Genomic DNA, 25774 nt, shown 5'->3' on the forward strand with positions numbered 1-25774 from the left:
GGATCCACGGAAGTCACGGACTGATAAAAATCCCGCGCTTGTAAAGAAATCTCAGCACCAGCCACTGCAGCAAAATTACCCCGATAGCAATTACCAGAGCACCGGCCGGCTCGGAAAGGGCAGCCGCAATCCCGCCAAACATACTCTTGCTGCTGTACTGCCAGTTCACCAGACTGGTACCGAGATACACCAGAATGGCATTGCAGCCGATCACTGAAAAGAAATAGGTGAAGGTCTTCCAGTGCCACATATCCACCACCAGATAAAAAATACCCAGTAACAGCAGGCAGCAGCCACAGGTAATCAGGACAAAAGAGCTGGTCCACAGTTCCTTGTTGACCGGGTAAACCCAGTGCCACAGAAAACCCGCAAGCAGACAAACCGCCGCACCGACAAACAGGCCTTTCAGAATCGCCGTGTGGTTACCGGCGTACTTTGCCAGCCAGTGACCGGCAAAAACACCAAACAGTGCATTGACGATAGCGGGAATGGTGGAAAGTACACCTTCTGGATCGTAAGCGCGGTTCTGGTATGTGATACCCGGCAGGAAGTGTTGATCCGCCCACGCATTCACGGAACCGTCCGGAGTCAGTGAGCCCGCGGTCACCTGTAATAGCCAGTATCCCAGCAAGATCGCAGCGGTAATGAGGTACTGGGTGCGTAAACCGAAGTGCCATACGATCATCGCAGCGAAAAACCAGGCAAAACCGATACGGGCAAGCACGCTGGCGTAGCGGATTTCACCCAGGTCTGCGGGGATTCCCGTGCCCCAGCCATGGTTGTAAAGAATGCCCAGCAGTATCAGCAGAAATAACCGTTTGACCGCCTTGCGATAAACCGGTGTCCGCTGGCTTGCAGGCAGCCCGCGCAGGGACTTGTTGGCGAGGCCGAGGGTAACTCCGGACAGGAAGATAAACAGCGGAAAAATCAGATCGTAAAAACTGAACCCGTGCCATTGAGTGTGTTGCATCTGCCCGTGCCCGAAGTGGAAAATCGACCAGCCGGTGAGGGCAAACAGGGGCAGGAAGAGGGCTTCGCCGCCGATAATCCAGAACATATCGAATCCGCGCAGGGCGTCCACGGAGGCGAGTCGCTGTTTTTTGTTGACCATAATAACTACTTCAATATTCAGTCACTGGCCGCGGAGTGTGGTTGCGCCACCCCGCAGCGGAATGATGTGGAATTTCTGGGCTTATCCGGGCTTAAAGGCCGCAAGGGGATTCGAGCTTTGGCTCCCAATCCGGCACGGTATCGGTAAATGCTACTTGATCCGCGCGCAGGGCGTCGACTGCATTGGTGACCTCTTCGGTACTCAGGATCTGGCTCGCACTGTGGTAAACCCAGTCGATATCCTGTTGATAAACGCGGTTTTCCGTAGAGTCGACCAGACCTTCGGCGGTGAACCAGAGGTTGAAGTTGATCGACATCGGTTCTTCCGGGAAAACCCGTTCACTGTGTTCCGCAAACTGTTCGCCGTCGACAAAATAGCGGAGTTTGCCTTCCCCTGCCTGGAGCACGAGGGTATGCCAGCCGGCAAAGCTACCGGGGCGGGTAGAGGATTCATTGTCTTGCACAAAGGGATCCAGCTTGAAGGTTTCCCAGCTGGTGGCAAAAAGTGCATTGTCAGGCTCACCCCAGCCGCCATTCGCCAGGTATTCGAAATCCATTTCACTGTAGTCCGGATCCATATCGGCTTTCAGCGGACTGATGGTATAGAAGGTCTCGATGATCTGGTCGCCATCGGGACCGGAGGTGGGCTCGTCACGGAAGAAAACCCGCGCGGCATAGGTGCCGGAGAGGTATTTTCGCTGGTGGCAGAACTGGGTGTGCTGGGTATTCTCACCGCTGCCGTCGGTAGACGACGTCATTCGCAACAGAGTGTTACCCGGCGCTTCACTGTCCTGCAGGAAGCTGATGCCGTCACCAGACCAGCGTGCACCGGCAATACCCGGGTGACCGGTTTCGGTGCGCGCTTTCCACTGGTTTTCTGCCATTTCGCTCAGGGACTGGTAAGAAAAATCATCAAAAAATATCTTGCTATCCGCTGTTGAGCTGGTGATTTCGGCAGCGGGGTCTTGAGGCTTGTCTTTTTGCTCCGGTGCCGGCTCCTGGGAGCAGGCGCTGAGCAATACGGCCCCGAAGGCCGCGGCGAAGATGCCATGGGTTGGGGAAAAATAGTTCATGGAGATTTCCTTGTGGATTGAATCCAACGCAATTAAAAACCTGAAACCAGAAAACGAAAAAAGCCCCAACCGGAGTCGGGGCGAAATAGGAACATTGCCTGTACAGGTGTTTTCCTATAAGTCACAACGCAGAGAGAGAAACTTCTAGATCAATGTTATCCATCCTGTGAGAGTTGGCCGACGCTGCGCCGCCGGCTGATGAATTTCCTTGATTCGATTAATTAAAGTGAGCAGACAAACGACCAGCTGCCATCCGCGGTTCCGGGAACGGACTGGGTCCACCAGTTGGCTTTGAAAACACTGCCGTCGTGGATGATCTGATCGCCGCTGGCGGCGTGGTTACTGCGCGGCCATTCCGGATAGGTCACCAGACCGCTGGTGCTGACGCCGGCATCGGCACAGGTTTCACCGCCGCCACCCGAGGAACTGCCACCTGAAGAGGAGCTACCGCCAGAGGAGCTGCCACCGCCGCTGCTGAGTTCCGCTACCGGCAGATCCGGGTACTCGAATGCCAACGCGTAAGTAGTGCCGTTGACGGTGGCGGTATAGGCCTGCGGGCCGGAAACCGGGAGGTAGTAGTTCAGGGTCATATCCCAGGATTCACCATCGGCCAGGTCCTGCCAGCTCGGGAGGCTGAAGCGCACGCGGTGGAATTCATTTTCCAGACCGCCCGCGTTACCGCCGCCGGCGTTGGCGCCGTCCTCAATCACTTCCAGACCGGCACCACTCTGGTCGGTGATGATGTTGGAAGTGGAAGTGGGCATATCGAACTCGAACACCGTACCGCCGGGCAGAACACCACCGGTGTTGTTGGTGATGTACAGCTTCGGATTCAGCGGGTAGTTCTGGTCACCGAGTTTGAACCCGGTGATCTCGATACCGATATCCAGTGCTTCGTCCGGTACTACGCGATCGGTGCGCAGGTGGCGGTAGTCGCTGGCATTGGCGAACTTGTCGTAGGCGAGGGTGGTGAGGGTGTCACCCATGTAGTACTCACCTTTCGCTGTGTCGAAGTCATAGTCACCGGCCAGTTCCCAGAACATGATGCCGCCCACGCCCTGGTCGATGACGTACTGCACCTTGGCGTCCATGGACTCTTCATCTTCGGTGGAGATGAATACGTTCTTCTGGGCGTTCCACAGCCACGGCGCTTCGGACACGCTGTCGTAGTTGCGTACATAGGTGCCTGTCAGCGCGTCATCCGGGTTGTTGGCCGGGTCCAGGCCGTAGTCGGTGACGTAGCTGCCGAGGATGCCATTTTCCAAGTTCTTGGCGTGCCACATGGGGTTGGAGCCGGCGCCCATTTCATTGCCGCCTTCGTCCAGATCGTGCCACATGTTGTCGATACCGATGGCGCCGTGACCACAATCGGACGCACCGCCGGTACCTTCAGGGCACTCGGACTGTGCCGGCAGTGCTGCAGAGCCGCCGAGGCCGTTGTTGCCGCCGGAAACGCCCTGCCAGCCGCGGGTGTAGTAGGGGATACCCACGTTGATACGGCCTGCGGGCATGGAGCCGCGGAAGTACTTCACTGCCCAGTCGATATTCAGGTAGCCGATGCCACCGTACTGGGAAGTGCTGTACACGCTGGCGGCGGCCAGTTCCGGGTCGTTGCCGTTGTCGAACAGCGCGGAGTTGTGGCCAACGTATTCATTCCACGCCCCGTGCAGGTCGTAGGTCATGATGTTGACGTAATCCAGGTACTGGGTGATCTGCATGGTTTCCATGCCGCGCAGCAGGTAACCGGAAGAGGGCGAGGCGATGGTCAGCATGTAGTGGGTGCCGTCCTGCTGGCCCGCTTCATCCAGCTTCTCGCGCAGTACGCGCATCAGCTCGACGTAGGACGCCATCAGCGAACCGCGCAGGGGGTTGGATACACCGAAGTCCAGCGGGTTACCCGCATCATTCATGGTGGTGGGGTATTCGTAGTCGATATCCACACCGTCGAAGCCGTACTCGCGGATGAAATCCACGGAGGAGTTGGCGAAGGCTTCGATGCCCTGGTGGTTGATACTGCCGTCGGCGTTGGTGGTCATGGTGTAGAAACCACCGTCGGCCACACGGTCGCCGTTCTCATTGAAGTGGCCACCGGTTTCGGCCCAGCCACCCACGGATACGAGGGTTTTCACTTCCGGGTGCTGTTCCTTGAATTTGGACAGCTGGTTGAAGTGGCCCTTGTAGGGGTAGTCCGGATCGGTTTCCGCGCCGGCGATGCCGGGCCATTCCATACCGGTGGCGGGGTTACCCGGATCACTGGTGTTGCCGACAGATACGGAGTAATCGCTGCCCACGTGGGCGAAGGCGTAGTTGATGTGGGTGATCTTGCCCCAGGGAATATCTTTCACCAGGTAGCTGGGCTGGCCGTTGGCGCCGTTACGCCAGCTGGTGAAGTAACCGATGATACGGCGCGGGTGGTCTGCGCCCATGTCTTCACGACCTTCTGCGTCGTAGATGTCACAGTAGTTGGGGGCCGTGCCTGGGGTGGTGTAAAGCCCGTCCGGGCGGCAGGGGTAGTCGCCGGTGACGACTTGCTCGTCCTCTACGGAAATGATCGCTTCGGCAGAGCCTTCGAGATCGTCGTTGTCGGTCGCAACTGCAGAAATGGTGTGGTTGCCGACGGTAGCAGCGGTCCACTCTGTGCTGTAGGGCGCGCTGGTGTCGGTAGCTATCAGGCTGCCGTCTACGTAGAAGGCGACCTGGCTGACGGTGCCATCGCTGTCGGAGGCGTTGGCGGTGATAGTCAGGCTGTCACCGGTGGTGTGGCTGGAGCCGTTTGCCGGTGAGGTGATGCTCACTTCGGGAGCGAACGGGCCGATGACGATGTCTTCTTCAACGGTGAAGGTTACCGGGGCGGTAGTGGTGCTCAGGTTGTCGTTGTCGGTGATCTGTGCGGTGAGACTGTGTTCACCGGCGGCAGCGATCCAGGTGGCTTGCCAGGGGGCCGCGGTATCGGTGGCGACCAGCGCGCCGTCTACGAAGAAGGCGACGGATGTGACCTCGCCATCTTCGTCCGAGGCGGAAGCTGAAAAGACAACGCTGTCATTTTCGCTAAGAGTAGATCCGGCAGTCGGCGCGGTAATCGAGCCCTGCGGAGGTATCAGCGGCGGATTTTCGTCGCCACAGGCCCCCAGCAGTTTCCATTCCTGGTACTGGCCGGAATACTGTTCAGGGTTGAAATTCTGGGACCACCACTTTGCCTCGTAGGCGTTGTTGTTGTACTGGACCTGGGCACCGGTAGAGTAGGAGGGGCCCGCTTCCCAGACCGGGAGGGAAGTGCAGTCGACAGCGGCGTAGCTGTGTCCTGCTGAGAGCATGGCAGCGGTCACCAGACCGAGCCGGAGCTTGTTGCTGATCATATAATGTTCACCTTGCGGCAGATTATTTTTATATAAATACGACGCTATTACCTCGGCGCCACGAAATGACATCGCTGTCAAAAATAGCAATCGCGTTACGCTGAAGCAACACCCACTTTTCACAAAGCGGTAACAATCGCGGCTTTTAGCGCCAAATTCTCCGGTGTTGGGTTTTGTTTGAGAGCTGGTTCACATGGCGTCTCAAAGGTGGAATGGGCTGAGACGGGGTGGCTGGAGTGGTTGTGGGGGACCGGAACGGTTACGAGGCGCCGTGAGGCGGGAGTAGTGCGCCACATAGTTTCCGGTGTGTAGTGAACGTCACATGTCCCAGAGGGAATTGGTCGCCATCGAAAGGGTGATGCGCTCTTTGTCCTGAATATGCTTCAGGTTTTCGAACACCTCTTTCACTTCTGAGGATTCGATAGAGCCGTAGACCGAGTGATACAGCTCGGAAAAGTACTTGTCGACTTCGCGCCCCAGTTGGTTGATTTCCTCAATGGAGGGTTTGTCGCTCAGGTAGAGGTTTTTGATCAGGTCGCCCGCCGTTTCCTCGTGGGTGTACTGCAGCCACGTCTGCATCACCTTCTGCTCGGCCACAGCGCCGTAATTCTTGAGGTTGTTGGCCATGCGCAGCTCGTGCTCGTGCAGGTGCTTGAGCAGCAACTGGGTGCGGTTATCGTGGGCATTCTCCAGTAGTTGCTGGTACACCCCCGCCATATCCAGATGAAACTTCTGGGCGTTCTTGAGAACTTCGTGGGCCTGTTTGAACGTCTTCATCTCTACGCCTTCTGTGTGATTGATTTAATTATAGTTTTTGCCGTGGTCTGGTGGGTGTGGCAAGTGCGATGTTTCTCTTATGGTTATAGTGCATATTTGGCGGCGTTCAAGGCTTCTTTTTACATATTGCCCCCACTGCGCAGAAACAAAAAAGGCGGCCTCAATGGGCCGCCTTTGCTACCGGTTTACTGCATTTCTCAGGCTGCAGCGGGCGCCAAATGGAACTGTTCCATCATGATCTGCAGGCGCTTGCGTTGCATTTTGAGACTGTATTCCAGCTCTTTTACCCGGGTGCGGATAGCGACGTTTTCCCACTTGCTCAGCAGGCGTTCGCGGGCGCTCTCATAGCGCTGCTGCTGCAGCTCTTTCCATTCTGCCAAGGCGGAGGAAAAATCCTGGGCCTCGCGCTCCAGTAATTCTTTCCAGCTCTCCTTGTGCTTGGAGTTTTCCAGGCGCTGTTCCGCGCGCTTGAATTGCATGGTCAGCATGGCGCGCTGAATACGCATGGCCGGTACCGTTTTCAGGTTCTGGGCCAGTCCCAGCCAGCTGGCGGTTTTGATCAGCCACTTGGTGGGATCCCACTGGTACCAGCGGATACCGTTGCGGTAGTCGGTCTGAAAAATGTGATGGTAGTTGTGGTAGCCCTCACCGAAGGTGAAAAACGCCAGCAGGTCATTGTCGCGGGCAGTGTTTTCATCGGTATACGGGCGGCGGCCCCAGATGTGTGCAAGGGAGTTGATAAAAAAGGTGGTGTGGTGGTTCACCACAATTCGCAGTACGCCAGCCAGCAGCAGCATGCCGATGACATCGCCGGTGAGCAGGCCCAGGACCAGCGGTACACCGATGTTCATTGCGACGGTGATGGGCACATAGTGGTTGTGCTGCCACATCACGATTTTATCCCGCTGCAGGTCTTTGGCGTTGTCAAAGTCCACTTCGCCGCTGGGGTATTCCCGCAACATCCAGCCAATGTGGGAAAACCAGAAGCCGCGCTTGGCGGAGTATGGATCCTGGTCGTTGTCGTCGCAGTGACGATGGTGACGGCGGTGACCGGAACACCAGATCAGTGCACTGTTTTGCAGGGCGGCGGCACCAAACAGGGCGTAGAACAGTCGCAGCGACCAGTGGGCTTCGTAAGTGCGGTGGGACCACAGGCGGTGGTAGCCGGCCGTAATGGAGAAGCCACAGAAGGCACCCAGCACCGCGAATGCGAGCCACTGGTACCAGTGGTAGCCAACCATCACGCCGTACAGCGGCACCAGCGTCAGGGCCGCCAGACCCGTGCTGGCGAACAGAATCGTCGTCAGCCAGATACGGGGGGCTTCGGGAACTGCTTTCATACTTTACAACCTTGTTTGAATCTTCTGATGCGTACCCTTTTATAGTGCTCTGACTAATAAAGGGTTGCCCGTCAATTTTGGTGTCGGCCCAGGTGAGGCCGCGGCGAGCCAAAACCGACGGATCCTTAAGGGTAGATGCTACCCCAGATGCCCTCGGCGAACATCTTTCATCGAGGACAGAGAGGGGAATTTGAGAATGTTTAGTCAGTTTATCTATGTTTGAATGGTTGAGTGCGCTGTTTTGGTGCGAAAGTGGAAATTTGCGTTCATTTGTGGGTCAAGCGCTGTCATTTATCGGTAACCCGCGTGACTTTAGTAATAGATCTCGGCTTAGTAGGGAATGTTGGTGTATAAAATTTATCCGAAATACTGAATTTCGTGTGTTTATTGCTCGTTTTAAAAAGTTGGCACACCAATTGCTTTATCTATTGTGTAGGCCACTTGGCCTGCGCTCCGGGAATCCATCACGGGTTATGGCAAACGTTAATAATGCGTGACTTCCCGTTTTCTCTCATCATCGCTATTTTGGGCCCCGCATTGCGGGGCCTTTTTTTATCTGCCGATAAGTGATTCACTAGCCGAAGATTATCACGGCAACACAAGTGGCTTAGGCGGCAAGACGGTGTCGAACTCTGCTCCCCCAAAACCCTCCGAGGTCAGCCTGAATCTCGCCACCCCCGGCGAGTTGGAAGGTTTGCAGCCAGCGCAGGCATTAAAGCAGGTGCAGTATCTGCACAGCCTGCTGTTGAGTGCCAACCGCGGTGTCTGGGAGTGGCATCCTGAAAGCGGGGCGCAGCGAGCCACCGGCAATATCTGGTCGCTGCTGCACCGGGATCCTGAAGTCGCCCTGTCTCATATCTGGACCGGCGACCTGGAACTGGTGCACTCCGACGACCGCACCGGTCTGTTGTCGTTGCGCAACCGACTGTGCCAGCAGGGTACCTTTGTCGATACCAGTATCCGGGCCTACGGCAGCGGTGGGCAGCCCCTCTGGTTGCGGCTCTGGGCCCGTGCTTACACCGCGCCCGACGGCGAGCGCTTCTTCCTTGGCGGCTGTACCGACTACAGCGAATCCCTATCCCCCAAATCGCTGTCTTACTTTTCTGGCGAACGCTTCCACTACGCACTGGATACCCTGGGTGATGGCCTTTGGGAGTGGGACCTGCGGGTCGATGAAGTGGTGTTGGATAGCGCCTGCTGGCGCATGCTGGGATACGGCCGCGGCCAGAGCGAAGCGGATGCGCGCGCTTCCCTGGTGCGCTGGAAGACCCATATGGTCGAGGAAGACTATGCCGACGTTAAGCAGGCCATGGAGGACAATGTCCGGGAGCAGTTGCCGCTGGATGTCGAGTTCCGCCTCAAGCACCGCGAGGGCAGTATTGTCTGGGTGCGCTGTCGGGGCAATGTGCAGCGGAGCAGTACCGGGCGCCCAATCCGGGTACTGGGTATTCTTCAGGACATTACTGCCAGCAAAACCAAGCAGTTGCGGTTGGAAGAAGAATTGCAGCGTCTGCGGGGGGAAAGTCGCGACCGCTCGGAGTTATTGTCCAGCCTCAGCCATGAATTGCGCACGCCCCTGAATGCCATCCTGGGCTACAGCCAGATGGTAGAGCTGGACCAGAGCCTGAATCCGGATCAGCGCTTGCGCATGGGGGAAATTCGCAAGGCGGGGCAGCATATGTTGCACCTGGTGGGGGATGTGCTGGACCTGGCGCGTATCGACAGCAACCGGCTCGCGCCTTCGATTGAGCCTGTCCAGCCCGCCAACCTGGTGGCTGACTGTCGACGCTTGCTGGAACCCCTGGCGGACACTCGCAAGGTCAATCTCACCTTTGAGCCTCTCGGCTGGGAGCGGGCCTATATCCTGGCGGACCCGGTGCGCTTCAAGCAGGTGGTGCTGAACCTGGTGGGCAATGCGATCAAGTACAACCGCGAAAGTGGACGAGTGGTGATTACCTTTGCCCCCCAGGCCGAGGGATGGCTGCGCCTCAGTGTGTTGGACACCGGCTACGGCATCGCGGTCAACAAACAGCCGCAGGTGTTTGAGCCGTTTAATCGGCTGGGGGCTGAGCAGGGCAAAATTGAAGGCACCGGGGTGGGGCTGGCGATTGCCAAGCAGCTGACTGAGGCCATGGGTGGGCGCATCGGGTTCGACAGCGAAGAGGGGCAGGGCTCCGTTTTCTGGATCGAGTTCCTGATGAACGATGCACCAGAGGCCGTATTACAGATGGCGGCGCGGCCGGATTATGCGCGTATGCTGCCAAGGTGCCGGGTGCTCTTCGTTACCGGTCGGGCTTCCAACGGAAACCGGCTGAAAGCCGTGCTGGCTTCGGTACCACAGGTAGAGCTGCAAATAGCCACAGATGCCATGAAGGGTATTTACGCCGCGCGCACCGCGAGGCCCGAGGTGATTCTGGTCGATGGTGAGCTGCCCGGTGTATCACTGAAAGACTTTTCAAACATCGTGCGCAGCGACCCGGTGACGGCAGATATTCCACTTGTGGGTATCGTCGAGCAGCGCAGTGCACATGTGGATGTCTGTGTGCCGGCTTCTTACGATCTGGCTGCACTGGCCGAGGGCTTGCGCTATGGCCTGTCATCTACGATGGCAGTGGTGGACTGATCTGTACGGGACAGTTCTTTTCTGCAAGGTCGTGAAAGGTCGCGCAGGGTAAATGGGTAAAAGGAAAAACGTCACTAATTAGACTCTCAGTTAGAGTCTCAAGAAAAACAACGGATTAGCAAAAGGAAGTCATGCTTAATGTCCGCGTATACCCCGGGTGGAAATAGAATAAAAATGGGGGCTGGGGTTGTTCAGCCTGGGCAGCGGGAGCGTATTTTGCCGATGGCGCTATTCCTGGCTGTTGGCAGTTTCTGTCTAGCGTTTTTCTGTAAAAACTTTCTTTCTCTGTCAGGAGGCATCGCCGCCGTCTGGTTGGCCGATGCTCTGGCCATCGCCTTTCTCTATCGCTACTCCGTACGCCATTGGCCGCTATTGTTGACGGCGGCATTCGCGGGCAATTTTGTTGCGGCAATAAGTGTCGGTTTTGAATGGGGAATTGCCGCCATGTACTCTCTGGCTGGCGCCGCAGAGGCATTGACGGCAGCCTGCCTGCTGCGCACATTCTGTGCCGATGGCGATTTCTTCGGCAGTATGTGGCGCTGGCTCCGGTTTATATTTTTTGGTGCCTTGCTGTCGACGCTGGCCGGCGCTGGAGTCGGCGCATCGGTTGCCGCCCTGTTTCGCGGGGCGCCTTTCACCGATGTCTTTCTGTACTGGTATCTGGCTGATGCCATCGGGATCTGCATATTTCTCCCGCTGATTTACCTGATCAATTCCGAAGCGGCTGTCAGAATTTTTTCGTTCCGCTCCATTGTGCACCTGGTGCTGGTGTGGTTGACGTCACTGGTCTGTGTGGTGGCAGTTCTAGCGATTTTTCCTTATCCGTTTGTCTTTATTACCCTGCCACTTATCTGGGCTGCATCGCGACTGGAATTACCACAGGCGTTGCTGGTGATTTTCTCGGCCACAGTCAGTTTAGTGATGATCCTTACCAAAGGCGTCGCCTGGCTGCCGGATACCCTGCCGGTTATCCAAACTCCGCTGGATTTCCTACCGTTGTATGCGGGGATAGTACCTGCGTATGTGATGGCGGTTGCTTCCAGTATCGAGCGGAAACGCAGTCAGCGCATTATGGAGGTGGAAAGTAGTTTTCGTGCGGCCATGGAGTCCTCCCGGATAGGTATGCTGCTGGTGTCGCTGGACAATCGGATTATTCAGGCGAATGCCAGCTTCTGCCGCTTTATCGGCTACACCGAGGTGGTGCTCAAGGGGCTCAGTATCCGCGAAGTGGTACTCAGTGATGCCCCCGGGGCCGGTGACGGAAAAGCCGGGGGTGGCCGGCAGCCGCTGATCGATTTTGAAGTGGGCTTTGTGCAGGATGCGGAGTGGCGTTTCGTGCGTAAAAACGGCGAGTTGGTGTGGGGACACTGGTCCTGCAGCCTCGCCCGGGGAGCGCACAATGAGCCGCTCTATGCAGTGGTGCAGGTGGAAGATATTGACTGGCGAAAACGCAGTGAAGCACAGCTTGCCCGCGCAGAAGAGCGCTGGAAATTCTCACTCACCGTCACCGGTCAGGTGGTGTATGACTGGGATCTGATTTCCGGCAAAACCTTCTACTCCGAGTGGCTGAGCAGTGGTATCGGTATTGACTCCTCCCGCCTGGCCAGCCGGCAGGACTGGTTGGCGCGCGTGGATCGTGAAGATCGTGAGCGTTTACTGCAGGCGCAGTTGTCGCACTTTGCCGGCGCCGTGCGGGATATTGACTGTCAGTATCGGGTGCGTACGGACTCCGGAGCCTTGCGCTGGATCCATGAGGTGGCCAGGGTGATGGAGTCCAGTGACGACGGACAGCCCCTGCGACTGATCGGTGTATTGCGGGATATTACCGACAATAAAAATATGGCGCGCTCGCTGGCGGAAGAAAAAGAGCATCTGCAGGTTACCCTGACCGCCATTGCCGACGCGGTGATTGCCACCGACAGATTGCGCCGCATTACCTTTATGAACCCGGTGGCAGAACAGCTTACCGGTTGGCGGTTGGAAGAGGTGAAAGGGCGCGAAGTCGGGCTGGTGTTCCAGATTTCCAGTGGCCGGCAAGGCGCGCCGGTGACTGGCCCGGTCGAGGAGTGTCTGGCCCACAACTTACCGGTGTTTTCCGCAGACGGTACCGTACTGCACAACCGCAGTGGTGCCAGCTACGATGTCAAATGTTCGGCCTCGCCGCTGCGCACCAGTAATGGCCAACTGCTGGGGCCGTGCTCGCCTTTCAGGATGTGACCGAAACCCGCCAGCTGATTCGTCAGCTGCGCTACAAAGCCAATCACGATGACCTCACCCACCTGCCAAACCGAGAAGCCTTTAAACGGGATCTGATGGATGCTGTGGATAACGTGCAGGAGAGCGACAGCGTGCATGTGCTTGCGTATATGGACCTCGATCGCTTTAAGGTTATCAACGACAGTGCCGGGCATATGGCGGGTGATGCGCTGTTGAAAAATGTCGCACGCTTTTTGCGTGGCCAGTTGCGGGAGGTTGACAGCGTCGCACGTCTGGGTGGCGATGAATTCGGCCTGTTGCTGCGCAACTGCAACAAAGAACAGGGGCGCCTGCGCTGCGAACAGCTGGTGAGGAAAATCATTGCCCTGCGCTTCCCCTGGAATGGACGCATTTTCGATGTAGGTGCCAGTGTGGGGGTGACGGAAATCCGCCGGGACAACAACCAGTTGGTGGACCTGATGAGTCAGGCCGATGTCGCCTGTTATTCCGCAAAGCACGCCGGGCGTGGTGCGGTGGTGTTGTACGAGGCGGACAGCAGCGCGGCGGCGGAGCAGCACCGGGAAATTCATATGGCATCCCGCATTCGCGAGGCGCTGGACCTGAATCACCTGCGGTTATTTGCGCAACCGGTCGCCAGTGCCGGGGATATTACCCAGGTCAGCCACTACGAACTACTGGTGCGCATGGTGGATGGGGATGGCAATCTGATTCTGCCGGGTGCGTTCATTCCTGCGGCGGAGCGCTATGGGTTGATGTTGCAGGTGGATCACTGGGTGCTACAGGAATTCCTCCTGCGCCAGGCATCTGCTGTAGCGGCCAGCGGCTTGAGTTTTGCCATGAACCTGTCCGCGGATGCGCTCGGCGATGGTGGGTTTCAGCGGCAGCTGTTGTCCCTGCTGGCGACGTCGCCCTTGGTGGCCGAGCGTTTTGGTATTGAAATTACCGAGACCGCCATGATCAACCAGATGGAGAGTGCCAGCCAGTTCGTCGTTTCGCTACGGGAGCTCGGTTGCAAGGTGGCGCTGGACGACTTCGGCAATGGCCTCAGCTCGTTTAATTACCTGAAGGCGTTTGCTATTGACTACATCAAAATCGACGGCAGCTTTGTGCGTCAGGTGGAGTCCAACTTTGTGGACCTGATGATTGTGGAGTCCATTAACCAGGTAGCCCACCGGCTCAAGGCGCGCACGATTGCTGAATTTGTTGAAGATTCGGCAACGGCGGAGCGATTGAACAGAATCGGCGTGGATCTTGTGCAGGGTTTCCATATTGGTCGCCCGTTACCGCTGGAAGAGGTGCTGGCCAAAGCCGCCGCAGGTAAGCCGGAATCGGACAGGCGGGATTTCGATAAGCAGGACCTTGAAGAACATCGCCCGGTGATTGAGCTGGAGCAGGACTAGCAGGGCAAAGAGAGGGGGCTCCCCGGGAATTGCTCCCGGGGAGTTGGAAGCTTACTGGCGAATTTTGCCCAGGTGCTTACCGACGATCTGCAGCAGCGGTTTGAAGGTTTTCGGGGTGGCGCAAACCAGGTTGCCGGAGTCTAGGTAGTCATTGCCACCGCGGAAATCGCTGATCAGGCCGCCGGCCTCTTTCACCAGCAGGGAGCCCGCGGCGATGTCCCAGGTATTCAGGTACATCTCCCAGAAGCCGTCGAAGCGGCCCGCGGCCACATAGGCCAGGTCCAGTGCAGCCGCGCCAGGGCGGCGGATGCCCGCAGTTTGGCCTGCGATTTCTTTCATCGCGCCCAGGTAAGCGTCGATGTTCTCAAGTGAATCACCGTTGAAAGGGATGCCGGTGCCGATGAGGGCGCCGTTCAGGCCCTGGCGATTGGAGACGCGAATGCGGCGACCGTTGAGTGCTGCACCGCGGCCACGGCTGGCGGTGAATTCCTCACGCTTGATGGGGTCCAGTACCACCGCATGTTCGATCTGGCCGCGGTAGCGGCAGGCGATGGAAACCGCGAAGTGCGGGCAGTTGTGGATAAAGTTGGTGGTGCCGTCCAGTGGGTCGATGATCCACTCATATTCCGGCTCGGCGCCTTCCTGCAGGCCGCTTTCTTCGGCGCGGATGCTGTGTTTGGGGAAGGCTTTGCGCAGGTGGTAGATGATCTCCTGCTCGCTCGCCTTGTCCACCTCGGTCACGAAATCGTTGCGGCCTTTCTCTTCGAACTTCATCAGGTCGCCGCGCTCCCAGGCGCGCTCGATCAGTTCACCGGCCTTGCGCGCAGCGCGCAGGGCAATATTCAGCATGGGTTCCATAACGATTCCGCGTTCAAATGTGTTTAAAAAGCAGGTCCGGGCAGGCCGGGCGGGCGCGATTGTAGGGATTCCTGTGCAATTTTGCTACACTCCGCGCCCGTTTTATAACAGCTAAGTGTAGGGTAGGCGCGCAGGGCGTTGCCAATCCTCTGGTGCACTTCCCAAGCTACCTCTATCTATATCCGGAAATTCCCATGGCGACGTCTCCTTCCGAATCCGCAGCCCAGATGGCCTCCCAGTCGGCACTTGCCGCGCTGGACAATATTCGCGTGGTGCTGGTGAACAGCGCTCACCCGGGCAACATTGGCGGCGCCGCCCGCGCCCTCAAGAATATGGGGATGAGCCAGCTCTACCTGGTGCAGCCGCGGGAATTCCCCGCTGCCAATGCCGTCTGGCGTGCCGCCGGTGCGGCCGAGTTGCTGGACAGCGCAGTGGTGGTGGAGACCCTGGAAGAGGCCGTAGCCGACTGCGGCCTGGTGGTCGCCACCAGCGCCCGCGAGCGCCGCATTCCCTGGCCGCTGCTTACGCCGCGGGAGTGTGGTCGCCGCGCGGTGGAAGAAGCCAAGTCTCACCCCGTGGCACTGGTATTCGGGCGCGAAGACCGCGGGCTGACCAACGAGGAGCTGCAGGCGTGCAACTTCCATGTGCATATTCCGGCCAACCCCGAGTACAGCTCCCTGAATCTGGCCACCGCAGTCCAGGTACTGGCCTACGAAGCGCGTATGGCGGCGCTGGAATCCGAGAAGGGCGGAGAGCTGAACTTTGCCGACTGGGACAGGCCGCCGGCGAAAGCCGCGGACATGGAGCTTTACTACGAGCACCTGGAACTGGCTCTGGCGGAGCTGGGTTTTATCGACCCGGACAATCCCCGGCAGACCCTGACTCGACTGCGTCGTCTGTTCAGTCGGGTGCGTCCGGATGATATGGAACTGGGCATTCTGCGGGGGATGCTGACGGCCATCCAGAACCATATCCACCGCGCCGGTGGCCAGGGGCGCCCGGAATAGCGGCTGCGGCTAATCCGTCATATAGCCCGGTGTGCCTGCTGGATAACAAATTGGTATAACCAGCCGCCAAATACCCGACCAGTCTACTGGGCTATATACTTGACTGAACTAGTGGGTTATTTCATACTCGCGCCCCGATTCAGTGGTGCTGGTGAGGGCTGCAGGCATCAGAAGATGCTGGGGTAGGCCCACAAACCGGACCGACAGGAGGGGATATGCGTTTAACAACCAAGGGGCGGTATGCGGTCACAGCAATGCTGGACCTGGCGTTGCACGCCGAGCGGGGCCCTATCAGCCTGGCCGATATTTCCAAGCGCCAGGATATTTCCCTGTCCTATCTGGAACAGCTTTTTTCCCGTTTGCGTCAGTCCGGCCTCGTATCCAGTGTGCGCGGCCCCGGTGGTGGTTACCGCCTGGCGCGGCCGGGTGCGGAAATCTGTGTGGCGGAGATCATCGACGCCGTGAACGAATCCGTAGATGCCACCAGCTGTGGCGGCAACAGCGATTGCTCCGGCGGCGAGCAATGCCTCACCCACTATCTGTGGACTGACCTCAGTCGTCAGATTCACAGCTTCCTCGACGGTATCAGCCTCGCCGATCTGGTGGCCCGTGCCGAAGTGCAGGAAGTGGCCCGCCGTCAGGACGGCCGCAATGGCGCGGTCGACGAGCTGGTCGAGCAGAAAGTAGCGATTATTGGCGGCTTACAGTAAGGTGCCGGCCGCCCGGTCAGGCGGCAGAACCTGGCGGCAGGTTTAACTGACCCCAGAATTTAGTGCGCAGCAAGCGAAAGCAGTTAGGCGCTGACAGATGTCAGCGAGTGGAGACAAAAGATTATGAAGCTTCCCATTTACCTGGATTATTCGGCAACTTGTCCGGTGGACCCGCGCGTCGCCAGTAAAATGGCGGAGCAGCTGACCATGGACGGCAACTTCGGTAACCCGGCTTCCCGCTCCCACCTGTTTGGCTGGAAAGCGGAAGAGGCGGTTGAAGACGCCCGTCGCCAAGTGGCGGAACTGGTCAATGCCGACCCTCGCGAAATCGTCTGGACCAGCGGCGCGACCGAGTCTGACAACCTGGCCATCAAAGGTGCCGCGCACTTTTACCAGGGCCGCGGCAAACACATCATTACCTCCAAGATCGAGCACAAAGCGGTGCTGGATACCTGCCGCCAGCTGGAGCGCGAGGGCTTCGAAGTTACCTACCTGAATCCCAAGGAAGACGGCATCGTCTACCCGGAGCAGGTACAGGAAGCGCTGCGCGAAGACACCATTCTGGTGAGCCTGATGCACGTCAATAACGAGATCGGCGTGATCAACGATATTGCTGCCATTGGCGAGCTGTGCCGCGAGCGCAAGATCATCTTCCACGTGGATGCGGCCCAGAGCGCCGGCAAGATCGATATCGACCTGGCGGAACTGAAAGTGGACCTGATGTCCTTCTCCGCCCACAAAGTCTACGGCCCCAAGGGTATTGGTGCCCTGTATGTGCGCCGCAAGCCGCGTGTACGTATTGAAGCCCAGATGCACGGTGGTGGTCACGAGCGCGGTATGCGCTCCGGTACCCTGCCTACCCACCAGGCGGTGGGCATGGGCGAAGCGTTCCGTATCGCCAAGGAAGAAATGGCGGAAGAGACCAAGCGCCTGCTGGCCCTGCGTGAGCGTTTCTGGAGCCAGATCAGCGACATGGAAGAGGTGCATATCAACGGTTCCATGGAGCACCGCGTGCCGGGCAACCTGAACGTGAGCTTCGCGTTTGTTGAAGGTGAAAGCCTGATCATGTCCCTGAAGGATCTGGCCATTTCATCCGGTTCCGCCTGTACTTCTGCCAGCCTGGAGCCCAGTTATGTTCTGCGCGCCCTGGGCGTGAACGACGAGCTGGCCCACAGTTCCCTGCGCTTCAGTTTCGGTCGTTTTACTACGGAACAGGACGTGGATACTGCGGCCAAAGAAGTAAGGCAGGCAGTTGAAAAACTGCGTGAATTGTCGCCGCTCTGGGACATGTACAAAGACGGCATTGATCTCAGTACCATTGAATGGGCAGCACACTAATTGCTGCCTGAGCGCGGCACAGAAACGAATTGAGAGGGTATAGTCATGGCCTATAGCGATAAAGTAATTGACCACTATGAACACCCCCGCAATGTTGGTCGCCTCGACGACAAGGCGGACAACGTGGGTACCGGCATGGTCGGCGCACCGGCCTGTGGTGACGTGATGCGCCTGCAGATTCAGGTGAATGACAACGGCATCATCGAAGACGCCAAGTTCAAAACCTACGGTTGTGGTTCTGCCATCGCTTCCAGCTCCCTGCTCACCGAGTGGGTAAAAGGCAAGAGCCTGGACGAAGCGGCGCAGATTAAAAACACCGAAATCGCCGAAGAGCTGGCACTGCCGCCGGTGAAAATTCACTGTTCCGTACTGGCGGAAGATGCCATCAAAGCGGCAGTGAAAAACATCCGCGAAAAGCGCGGTGAGAAAACCGAAGAAGCCGCGGGCTGATTCTGGTCTAGGCGCGGTTAAGGAGTAGCAAGCGACATGGCAATCACCATGACCGAAGCGGCCCAGGCCCACGTGGCCAAACAGCTGGCCAGCCGGGGTAAAGGCATTGGTATTCGCGTCGGGGTTAAAACCGCCGGCTGCTCTGGTATGGCCTACGTACTGGAGTTTGTCGATTCTGCAGAGGCAGAAGACGAGGTGTTCGAGGCCGGTGGCGTGAAGCTGGTTGTGGATCCGAAAAGTCTCGCCTATCTGGACGGCACCGAATTGGATTTTGTGAAAGAAGGGCTGAATGAAGGCTTCGCCTTCAAAAACCCCAACGTCAAAAATGAGTGCGGCTGCGGCGAAAGCTTCCACGTGTGAGGAAGCTTTTCTGGCAGCAGAAGGCCGGGTGCGCAGGTGCATACCGGCCTTTTTGTTATTTATCGACTGAATAAATAGTTCTTCATGCCGGGTCAGCGAATATGAAATTGCAGCAGAACTACTTTGAAATTTTTGGCCTGCCGATGGCCTACGAGGTGGATCGCCAGGCGCTAACAAAGCGTTACCGGGAATTGCAGCAGGAATTTCATCCGGACCGGTTTGCCGCCAAATCCGAGCGCGAGCAGATGCTGTCCATGCAGTACGCGGCGCAGATTAACGAGGCTAACAATACCCTCAAGGATCCGGTGGCTCGCGCGGCCTACCTGCTGCAGCTGGCCGGGGTGACGATCAACCCGGAGCAGACGACCGCTGACGGCGAGTTCCTGATGCAGCAGATGATCCTGCGCGAACGTCTCGAAGATGTGCGCAGCGCGGCGGATCCGGAAGGCGAGCTGGATGATCTCGGCAGTGAGGCCGCAAGCCTGTTCAAAGTGCAGGAGCAGGCGTTTTCCGGGGCGCTGGCAAACAAGGCCCTCGACGATGCGAAAGGCGCGCTTTTGAAGCTGCAGTTTCTTGCCAAGCTGAAACGGCAGATCGAAGAGCTCGAAGAAGATTTACTGGACTGACTGCCAGCTGCTGTCAGTTGCCGCCTGATTCTGTTCGCTCTTGAAAGCGCGGTAACTGAAAACACTGTTATTTAAAGAATTGTTTTTAAGAATTATGGCATTACTGCAGATTTCCGAACCCGGCCAGACTCCCGAACCCCACCAGCGCAAGCGCGCAGTGGGTATCGATCTGGGTACAACCAACTCGCTGGTGGCCACGGTGCGCAGTGGTTCTGCGGAAGCGCTGCCTGCAGATGATGGCCGTGTGATTCTGCCGTCAGCCGTGCGTTACAGTGCCGCGGGTGTGGACGTGGGTTATGCGGCTCGCGCCGCTGCAGGTGAAGATCCGTTCAACACTCTGGTTTCCATCAAGCGCCTGATGGGGCGTGGCCTTGCGGATATCAAAAGTTTTGGCGAGCAGCTGCCTTACAAATTCTACGAACAGACGGGCAAGAATGCTGGCGGAATGCCAGCCATTGAAACCGTCGCCGGCGTAGTCAATCCGGTGCAGGTGTCTGCAGAAATTCTCAAAGTGCTGGCCAAGCGCGGCGCCGATTCTCTGGGCGGACCGCTGGATGGTGCCGTGATTACGGTTCCCGCCTACTTTGACGAAGCCCAGCGCCAGGCCACCAAAGATGCCGCCAAACTGGCGGGCCTGAAAGTTTTGCGACTGCTCAACGAGCCCACTGCAGCAGCGGTGGCTTACGGCCTCGACAAATCCGATGACGGCGGCGATGTAGCCGATAAAACCGTAGCGGTTTACGACCTGGGCGGCGGCACCTTTGATATTTCGATCCTGCGCCTGTCCAAAGGTGTGTTCGAAGTGCTCTCCACGGGGGGCGACAGCGCCCTCGGCGGCGATGACTTTGACCGCGCAGTGGCGGAATGGATAGTGGCGGAAGCGGGCCTTGGCACCGATCTCGATGCCGCCACCCAGCGCAAGCTGCTGGATTGCGCCTGCGCTGCCAAAGAGGCGCTGGCGCAGCAGGAGTCGGTTGCGGTGACCTACGGCAACTGGACGGCGGAACTGAGCCGGGACAAGCTCGCGGAATTGCTGGATTCGCTGATCAATAAAACCCTGCGCGCCTGTAAACGCGCGCTGCGGGACGCAGACCTTACCGCGGACGATATTGCCGAAGTGGTGCTGGTGGGCGGATCTACCAGAACCCTGCGGGTGCGTGAGCAGGTGCAGGACTTTTTCGGACGCGAACCCCATGCGGATATTGATCCGGACCAGGTAGTGGCGGTCGGCGCTGCGCTGCAGGCGGATGTGCTGGTGGGTAACAAGTCCCGCGATGATCTGCTGCTGCTGGATGTGATCCCGCTGTCGCTCGGTATCGAGACCATGGGTGGCCTCACCGAAAAGCTGATCCATCGCAATACCACCATTCCCGTGGCCAAAGCCCAGGAATTCACCACCTTCAAGGATGGCCAGACCGCCATGGCCATTCACGTGGTGCAGGGTGAGCGCGAACTGGTGCAGGACTGCCGCTCCCTGGCGCGGTTTGAACTGCGCGGCATTCCGCCGATGGTGGCGGGTGCGGCGCATATCCGCGTGACCTTCCAGGTGGATGCGGATGGATTGCTGTCGGTGACGGCGATGGAGAAAAGCAGTGGTGTGGTGGCTGAGATCACCGTGAAGCCGTCTTACGGCCTGGAAGACAACGATATTACCCGCATGCTGCAGGATTCCTACGCGAATGCGGAAGAAGATATCGCAGCGCGCGCACTGCGCGAGGCCCAGGTCGAGGCGGAGCGTACCCTGGAGGCCATGCTGGTGGCCCTGCAGGAAGATGGCGCTGAATTGCTGGCGGAACAGGAGCTGGCTGATCTTGAGCGCGCTATGGAAGCACTGCGCCTGGCGCACAACGGCGGCACCCCAGAGGAAATCCGCAGCCGTATCGATGCATTGAACAGTATGTCTGAACCTTTTGCTGCCCGCCGGATGGACAAGTCCATCAAGCGCGCCATGCAAGGCCACAGCCTGGATGAATTCGACAAGCCCTAGGGCCATTCGACAAGCCCTAAGGGCTATTCGACAAGCCCCGAGGGGCGGTCACTGATTGAGAGTTGGGACTCGGAGTTTAAAAGTATGCCGAAGATTGTTTTTCTGCCCCATGAAGAATTGTGCCCGGAAGGCAAGGTCATTGAGGTAGAGCCGGGTATCAGTGTCTGTGATGCCGCTCTGCAGAACGGCGTCGAGATCGAGCACGCCTGCGAAAAGGCCTGTGCCTGCACCACCTGCCACGTCATCGTGCGCGAGGGATTTGACTCCCTGGGCGAGCCGGACGAGCTGGAAGAGGATCTGCTGGATAAGGCCTGGGGCCTGGAGCCGGAGTCACGCCTTTCCTGTCAGGCAATTGTGGAAAATGAAGACCTGGTGGTCGAGATTCCCAAATACACCATCAATCAGGTTTCTGAGAAACACTGAGAGATTGAGAGGCACCGAGGACTCCGAGATGAAGTGGACCGATATTCACGATATTGCCATCGAGCTCAGCGACAACTACCCGGACAAGGATCCGCTGGCGGTTAACTTCGTCGATCTGCGCAAGTGGGTGATGGATCTGCCAGGATTTGACGACGATCCCGAGCGTTGCGGCGAGAAAATCCTGGAAGCCATTCAGGCTGCCTGGATTGAAGAAAACGAATAGTCGTATCGACAGTACAAACTTCACTCCACTACGCGTATAATCCGCGCTCCGCGCATGGCGCTGGTTAATTAATCACCAGTTCGCGCGGTAGAGAATTCAGGGAAGAGCAACGGAAGTTGCTCTTTTCGTATCTGTCTTAAGACAAATTTTTTGCAAAACCTAGAAATGGAGAAAATCATGGCCGTGGAACGTACCCTGTCCATCATCAAGCCGGACGCCGTAGCCAAGAACGTTATCGGTGAAATCGAGAGCCGCTTCGAGAAAGCTGGTCTGAGCATCGTTGCTATGAAGATGGTTCAGCTGTCTCAGGAGCAGGCTGAAGGCTTCTACGCTGAGCACAAAGAGCGTCCTTTCTTCAAAGACCTGGTTGAATTCATGACCTCTGGCCCGGTTGTTGTACAGGTTCTGGAAGGCGAAAACGCCATCCTGGCCAACCGCGACCTGATGGGCGCAACCAACCCGAAAGAGGCCGAAGCTGGCACCATCCGTGCAGACTTCGCTGACAGCATCGACGCCAACGCAGTACACGGTTCTGACTCCGCGGCTTCTGCCGAGCGTGAGGTGAGCTACTTCTTCTCCGCTGAAGAAATCTGCGCACGCTAAGTACTCGCCTTTCCTTTTCCTTTTAAGGAATAGGGCAAGTACTTTCGCGGGAGTCTGCTGCGTAGCCGGCTCCTGCAACAGCCCCAATTTCCGCACCGCAACCGGTGCAAGGTGAATCCATGACTGCGACTGTTGAAACAGTACAAATCGAAAAAGTAAACCTGCTGGGCCTGTCCGTCGACAAGCTCACGGACTTCTTTGCCGGTTTGGGCGAGAAGCGCTTCCGCGCGGTGCAGGTACTGAAATGGATTCACCAGAATGGCGTGGACGATTTCGAGCAGATGACCAACGTCAGCAAGGCCATGCGCGCTAAGCTGTGCGAGATCGCCGAAGTCCGTGCCCCCAAAGTCCTGAAACAGATGGACTCCGCCGATGGCACCCGCAAATGGCTGATCGAAGTCAGCGGCGGCAATGTGATCGAGACCGTGTATATCCCCGATGGCGACCGCGGCACCCTGTGCGTGTCTTCCCAGGTGGGTTGCTCCCTGGATTGTAGCTTCTGCGCCACCGGCAAGCAGGGCTTCAACCGCGACCTGACTGCGGCAGAGATCATCGGCCAGGTGTGGATCGCGTGTAAATCCTTTGGTCAGTTGCAGCCCAACGGTCCGCGCAAAGTGACCAACGTGGTGATGATGGGCATGGGCGAGCCCCTGCTCAACTTCGATAATGTGGTCGACTCCATGAACCTGATGATGGAAGACAATGCCTACGGCATCTCCAAGCGTCGGGTTACCCTGAGTACCTCCGGTGTGGTGCCGGCGCTGGATCGCCTGGCGGAAGTGACCGATGTGAGCCTGGCGATTTCGCTGCACGCGCCCAACGATGCGCTGCGCAACGAACTGGTGCCAATCAACAAGAAGTACCCCATCGCCATGCTGCTCGACAGCGCCAAGCGCTATATCGAGAATATGCCGGACAATCATCGCAAGATGACTATCGAGTACACCATGATCCGGGAGGTGAACGACCGCCCGGAGCACGCCGAAGAGTTGGCGGAGCTGCTGCGTGATGTGCCGGTAAAGATAAATCTGATACCCTTCAATCCGTTCGAGCTGTCCGACTATCAGCGGGTCAGCAACAACGCTTTGCGACGTTTTCAACAGATTTTGTTGGACAAAGGCTATACCGTAACCGTGCGTACCACCCGGGGCGATGATATCGCTGCGGCCTGTGGTCAGCTGGCAGGTCAGGTGAACGACCGCACCCGTCGCTCGGAGCGCTACCGCAATGCGGAACGCCCGGTGCGGATCGTCGGACAAGCCTGATCATTCACCGACGTCAACGTTGGTGCAACGCGCTGTAAAAACGCACCCAATAACGACTAGGTGAAGCTCGTGTTTGCAAGAATTTCCCATCCGGCCCTGTTGGCCGGCGTACTCTCAATGCTTTTGCTGGGTGGCTGTGTCTCCACAGGTCCCGGTGGCAAGTCAATCGATCTCGACAAAGCCCGTGAGACCCATATTCAGTTGGGACTGCGCTATCTCCAGAGCGGTGACGATAACCGCGAGATCGCGCGGCACCACTTCCAGGAAGCGCTGAAACTGGGCAAGAAAGATCCCGATGCCCACCACGGTCTCGCGCTGCTGTATCAGGCAGACAACGAGCTGGAAGTAGCGGAATCCCACTTCAAAAAGGCGCTGCGCTACAACCGCGATTTTTCCATGGCGCGGGTCAATTACGGGGCTTTCCTGTACAAGCAGGAACGCTACCAGGAAGCCAAAGAGCAGTTTCTGGTCGCCTCCGAAGATCTGACCTACAACCGTCGCTCCTATGCGCTGGCCAACCTGGGTCGCGCTGAGCTGAAGTTGCACGAGCTGGACGGGGCTGAAAAGGCGTTCAAGAAATCCCTGGCGCTGAGCGCCGACCTGCCCGTAGCGCTACTGGAGCTGGCGGAACTGAAATTCGAGAAGCAGGAGTTCAGTCAGGCAAAACAGTACCTGGACCGCTTCAGCGAAAAGAACCGGCAGATTCCGCAATCCCTATGGCTGGGGATTCGCATCGAAAAAATCTTCGGCAATCGGGACAAGGAAAGGAGTTATGCCCTGGCGCTGAAAAACCTCTTTCCCTACTCAGCGGAAACGCTGAAATATCAGCAGATGATGGCCGAAAATGAGCAGCAGTAATTCGATCCCAGATTCCAACGGTTCTGCAGAAATGACCGCGTCAGAGTCGACAGCCAATACCGTCGGTAGCCAGTTGTTGGCGGCCCGTGAAGCCGCCGGCCTCGAGCGCGAGGAGCTGGCGCGGCGCCTGTGCATGACGCCGGACAAGCTCGAAGCCCTGGAAAAGGACGCCTTCGATCGCCTGGCTGGCGCCACTTATGTACGCGGATATATCCGCAATGCGTGTAAAGAGTTGGGCCTGGATGCGGCCCCGGTGCTGGAAGCCTTCGCGGCCCAGGTGCCGGCAGAAGCCATTCAGCGGCCGGCGCAAACCGCGCGTAGACCGGTGATGTCAGATCGCCCGAAGGGCAAGAATGCTTCCCAGGGCGGCTCGCTGTTTGCCCCGCTGTCACTGGCGATCATTGCCGCGGCAGTCGGTGGTTACTGGTGGTATGGCCAGCAGGGCGCACCTGCCGCGGTGTCCGTAGTAAATAGCGAAAGTGCCAAAGCGCCGGCCGCAGCCGCGGTATCCGAGCTCGAGAGTGCGCCTCAATACCAGACGTACGCTACGGCGAGCGCCGAGCAGGAAGAGACTGTTGAGCCGGATGCGGAAGCGCAGGATGTCGTGAGTGACGCGCAGCCGGAATCCGATGTCGAGCTCGCGGAAGCCGGTGCTTTCAGTGAAGATGACATGCTCGAGCCTGAGAGTGCGGCGCCTGCGGTGGAGGCCGTTCTTGCGGAAACTGAGGAATCTGTTGCCACCACCGGTGATGCCGCTTCTGTCGCTGATGCGCCCTCGGTAGCGGCTGAGGATGTCGCTGAGGAGCCTGCTGCAGTTGAGGATTCCTCGCCCGTTGTCGAGAATACAGTGCCTGCAGTCGAAGGTGCTCTGGCCCTGAGCTTCAGCGAGGAATCCTGGGTTGAGGTGACCGATGCCGCGGGCAGCAAGTTGCTGGCCAAGTTACAGCCTGCGGGCTCCAGCATCGAACTGACTGGCGAAGCGCCGTTCAGCGTCATGCTGGGCAATGCAGCGGCGGCCACTGTCAGCTATGGCGGTGAAGTGGTGGACAGCGCCCCATTGGGCAATCGCCGCACCCGCAAGCTTGTTGTTGGCGGCTAACAACTGTTCGTTTAGGCTCTGAAGCACCCCTTAAAATCGTAGCGAGCGGGTGGCTGACGGTGGCCGCCGGA

Annotated in this window: 22 protein-coding genes; 16 read left to right on the top strand and 6 right to left on the bottom strand. The window is 58.0% G+C overall.

Annotation, left to right across the window (positions count from 1 at the left end):
- Positions 1-13: 13 nt before the first annotated feature.
- The 5 genes from nagX to GRX76_RS08090 form a co-directional block, all read right to left on the bottom strand.
- On the bottom strand, positions 14-1111 hold the full coding sequence (gene nagX / locus GRX76_RS08070; protein ID WP_160152838.1) for a transmembrane glucosamine N-acetyltransferase NagX: 1098 nt from the start codon (positions 1109-1111) through the stop codon (positions 14-16).
- 91 nt (positions 1112-1202) lie between these two features.
- Positions 1203-2183: a glycoside hydrolase family 16 protein gene (locus GRX76_RS08075; RefSeq protein WP_160152839.1), complete on the bottom strand. Its 981-nt coding sequence runs from the start codon at positions 2181-2183 to the stop codon at positions 1203-1205.
- A gap of 221 nt (positions 2184-2404) precedes the next feature.
- A complete protein-coding gene (locus GRX76_RS08080; protein WP_160152840.1) occupies positions 2405-5539 on the bottom strand; it encodes a glycosyl hydrolase family 18 protein in 3135 nt (1044 codons plus the stop codon).
- Positions 5540-5857: 318 nt separating this feature from the next.
- On the bottom strand, positions 5858-6316 hold the full coding sequence (locus GRX76_RS08085; RefSeq protein ID WP_160152841.1) for a hypothetical protein: 459 nt from the start codon (positions 6314-6316) through the stop codon (positions 5858-5860).
- Between the two features lie 197 nt (positions 6317-6513).
- Positions 6514-7656, bottom strand: a complete 1143-nt coding sequence (locus tag GRX76_RS08090; protein WP_160152842.1) for a fatty acid desaturase — start codon at positions 7654-7656, stop codon at positions 6514-6516.
- 622 nt (positions 7657-8278) lie between these two features.
- On the opposite strand from GRX76_RS08090, the gene GRX76_RS08095 reads away from it, so the two are divergent.
- From GRX76_RS08095 to GRX76_RS08105, 3 genes are all read left to right on the top strand, one after another.
- Positions 8279-10279: an ATP-binding protein gene (locus tag GRX76_RS08095; protein ID WP_236250602.1), complete on the top strand. Its 2001-nt coding sequence runs from the start codon at positions 8279-8281 to the stop codon at positions 10277-10279.
- 222 nt (positions 10280-10501) lie between these two features.
- A complete protein-coding gene (locus tag GRX76_RS08100) occupies positions 10502-12496 on the top strand; it encodes a PAS domain S-box protein (protein ID WP_160152843.1) in 1995 nt (664 codons plus the stop codon).
- Positions 12475-13896, top strand: a complete 1422-nt coding sequence (locus tag GRX76_RS08105; RefSeq protein ID WP_160152844.1) for an EAL domain-containing protein — start codon at positions 12475-12477, stop codon at positions 13894-13896. Before GRX76_RS08100 ends, GRX76_RS08105 begins: the two co-directional genes overlap by 22 nt.
- 51 nt (positions 13897-13947) lie before the next feature.
- On the opposite strand, the gene GRX76_RS08110 is transcribed toward GRX76_RS08105, so the two are convergent.
- Complete coding sequence (locus tag GRX76_RS08110; RefSeq protein WP_160152845.1) at positions 13948-14754, bottom strand: inositol monophosphatase family protein; 807 nt, start codon at positions 14752-14754, stop codon at positions 13948-13950.
- A gap of 227 nt (positions 14755-14981) precedes the next feature.
- Here GRX76_RS08110 and trmJ point away from each other — a divergent pair, with 227 nt between their 5' ends.
- From trmJ to GRX76_RS08175, 13 genes are all read left to right on the top strand, one after another.
- Positions 14982-15761, top strand: coding sequence for a tRNA (cytosine(32)/uridine(32)-2'-O)-methyltransferase TrmJ (trmJ, locus tag GRX76_RS08115; RefSeq protein WP_160154885.1), 780 nt, complete (start codon positions 14982-14984; stop codon positions 15759-15761).
- A gap of 215 nt (positions 15762-15976) precedes the next feature.
- Complete coding sequence (gene iscR / locus GRX76_RS08120) at positions 15977-16471, top strand: Fe-S cluster assembly transcriptional regulator IscR (protein ID WP_160152846.1); 495 nt, start codon at positions 15977-15979, stop codon at positions 16469-16471.
- 123 nt (positions 16472-16594) lie between these two features.
- Entirely contained in the window at positions 16595-17809 is a 1215-nt protein-coding gene (locus tag GRX76_RS08125) for an IscS subfamily cysteine desulfurase (protein WP_160152847.1), read from the top strand.
- A 45-nt stretch (positions 17810-17854) separates the two neighbouring features.
- Entirely contained in the window at positions 17855-18259 is a 405-nt protein-coding gene (gene iscU, locus GRX76_RS08130; protein ID WP_160152848.1) for a Fe-S cluster assembly scaffold IscU, read from the top strand.
- A gap of 36 nt (positions 18260-18295) precedes the next feature.
- A complete protein-coding gene (gene iscA / locus GRX76_RS08135; RefSeq protein ID WP_160152849.1) occupies positions 18296-18619 on the top strand; it encodes an iron-sulfur cluster assembly protein IscA in 324 nt (107 codons plus the stop codon).
- 101 nt (positions 18620-18720) lie between these two features.
- Positions 18721-19245 (top strand): Fe-S protein assembly co-chaperone HscB, encoded by a 525-nt coding sequence (gene hscB / locus GRX76_RS08140; protein WP_236250603.1) that lies wholly within the window; start codon positions 18721-18723, stop codon positions 19243-19245.
- 94 nt (positions 19246-19339) lie between these two features.
- Positions 19340-21232 carry a Fe-S protein assembly chaperone HscA gene (hscA, locus tag GRX76_RS08145; RefSeq protein ID WP_160152850.1) on the top strand — a complete coding sequence of 631 codons (1893 nt, stop codon included), beginning with the start codon at positions 19340-19342 and terminating at the stop codon, positions 21230-21232.
- Between the two features lie 84 nt (positions 21233-21316).
- Entirely contained in the window at positions 21317-21655 is a 339-nt protein-coding gene (gene fdx, locus GRX76_RS08150; RefSeq protein ID WP_160152851.1) for an ISC system 2Fe-2S type ferredoxin, read from the top strand.
- Between the two features lie 28 nt (positions 21656-21683).
- On the top strand, positions 21684-21878 hold the full coding sequence (gene iscX / locus GRX76_RS08155) for a Fe-S cluster assembly protein IscX (protein WP_160152852.1): 195 nt from the start codon (positions 21684-21686) through the stop codon (positions 21876-21878).
- 177 nt (positions 21879-22055) lie between these two features.
- Entirely contained in the window at positions 22056-22481 is a 426-nt protein-coding gene (gene ndk / locus GRX76_RS08160; RefSeq protein ID WP_160152853.1) for a nucleoside-diphosphate kinase, read from the top strand.
- A 119-nt stretch (positions 22482-22600) separates the two neighbouring features.
- Positions 22601-23746, top strand: coding sequence for a 23S rRNA (adenine(2503)-C(2))-methyltransferase RlmN (rlmN, locus tag GRX76_RS08165; protein WP_160152854.1), 1146 nt, complete (start codon positions 22601-22603; stop codon positions 23744-23746).
- Positions 23747-23815: 69 nt separating this feature from the next.
- Positions 23816-24604 (top strand): type IV pilus biogenesis/stability protein PilW, encoded by a 789-nt coding sequence (pilW, locus tag GRX76_RS08170; protein ID WP_160152855.1) that lies wholly within the window; start codon positions 23816-23818, stop codon positions 24602-24604.
- Positions 24591-25703 (top strand): RodZ domain-containing protein, encoded by a 1113-nt coding sequence (locus tag GRX76_RS08175; protein WP_160152856.1) that lies wholly within the window; start codon positions 24591-24593, stop codon positions 25701-25703. The genes pilW and GRX76_RS08175 overlap by 14 nt, the downstream gene beginning before the upstream one ends.
- Positions 25704-25774 lie beyond the last annotated feature (71 nt).

Source organism: Microbulbifer sp. ALW1 (genome assembly GCF_009903625.1).
Taxonomy (GTDB): domain Bacteria; phylum Pseudomonadota; class Gammaproteobacteria; order Pseudomonadales; family Cellvibrionaceae; genus Microbulbifer.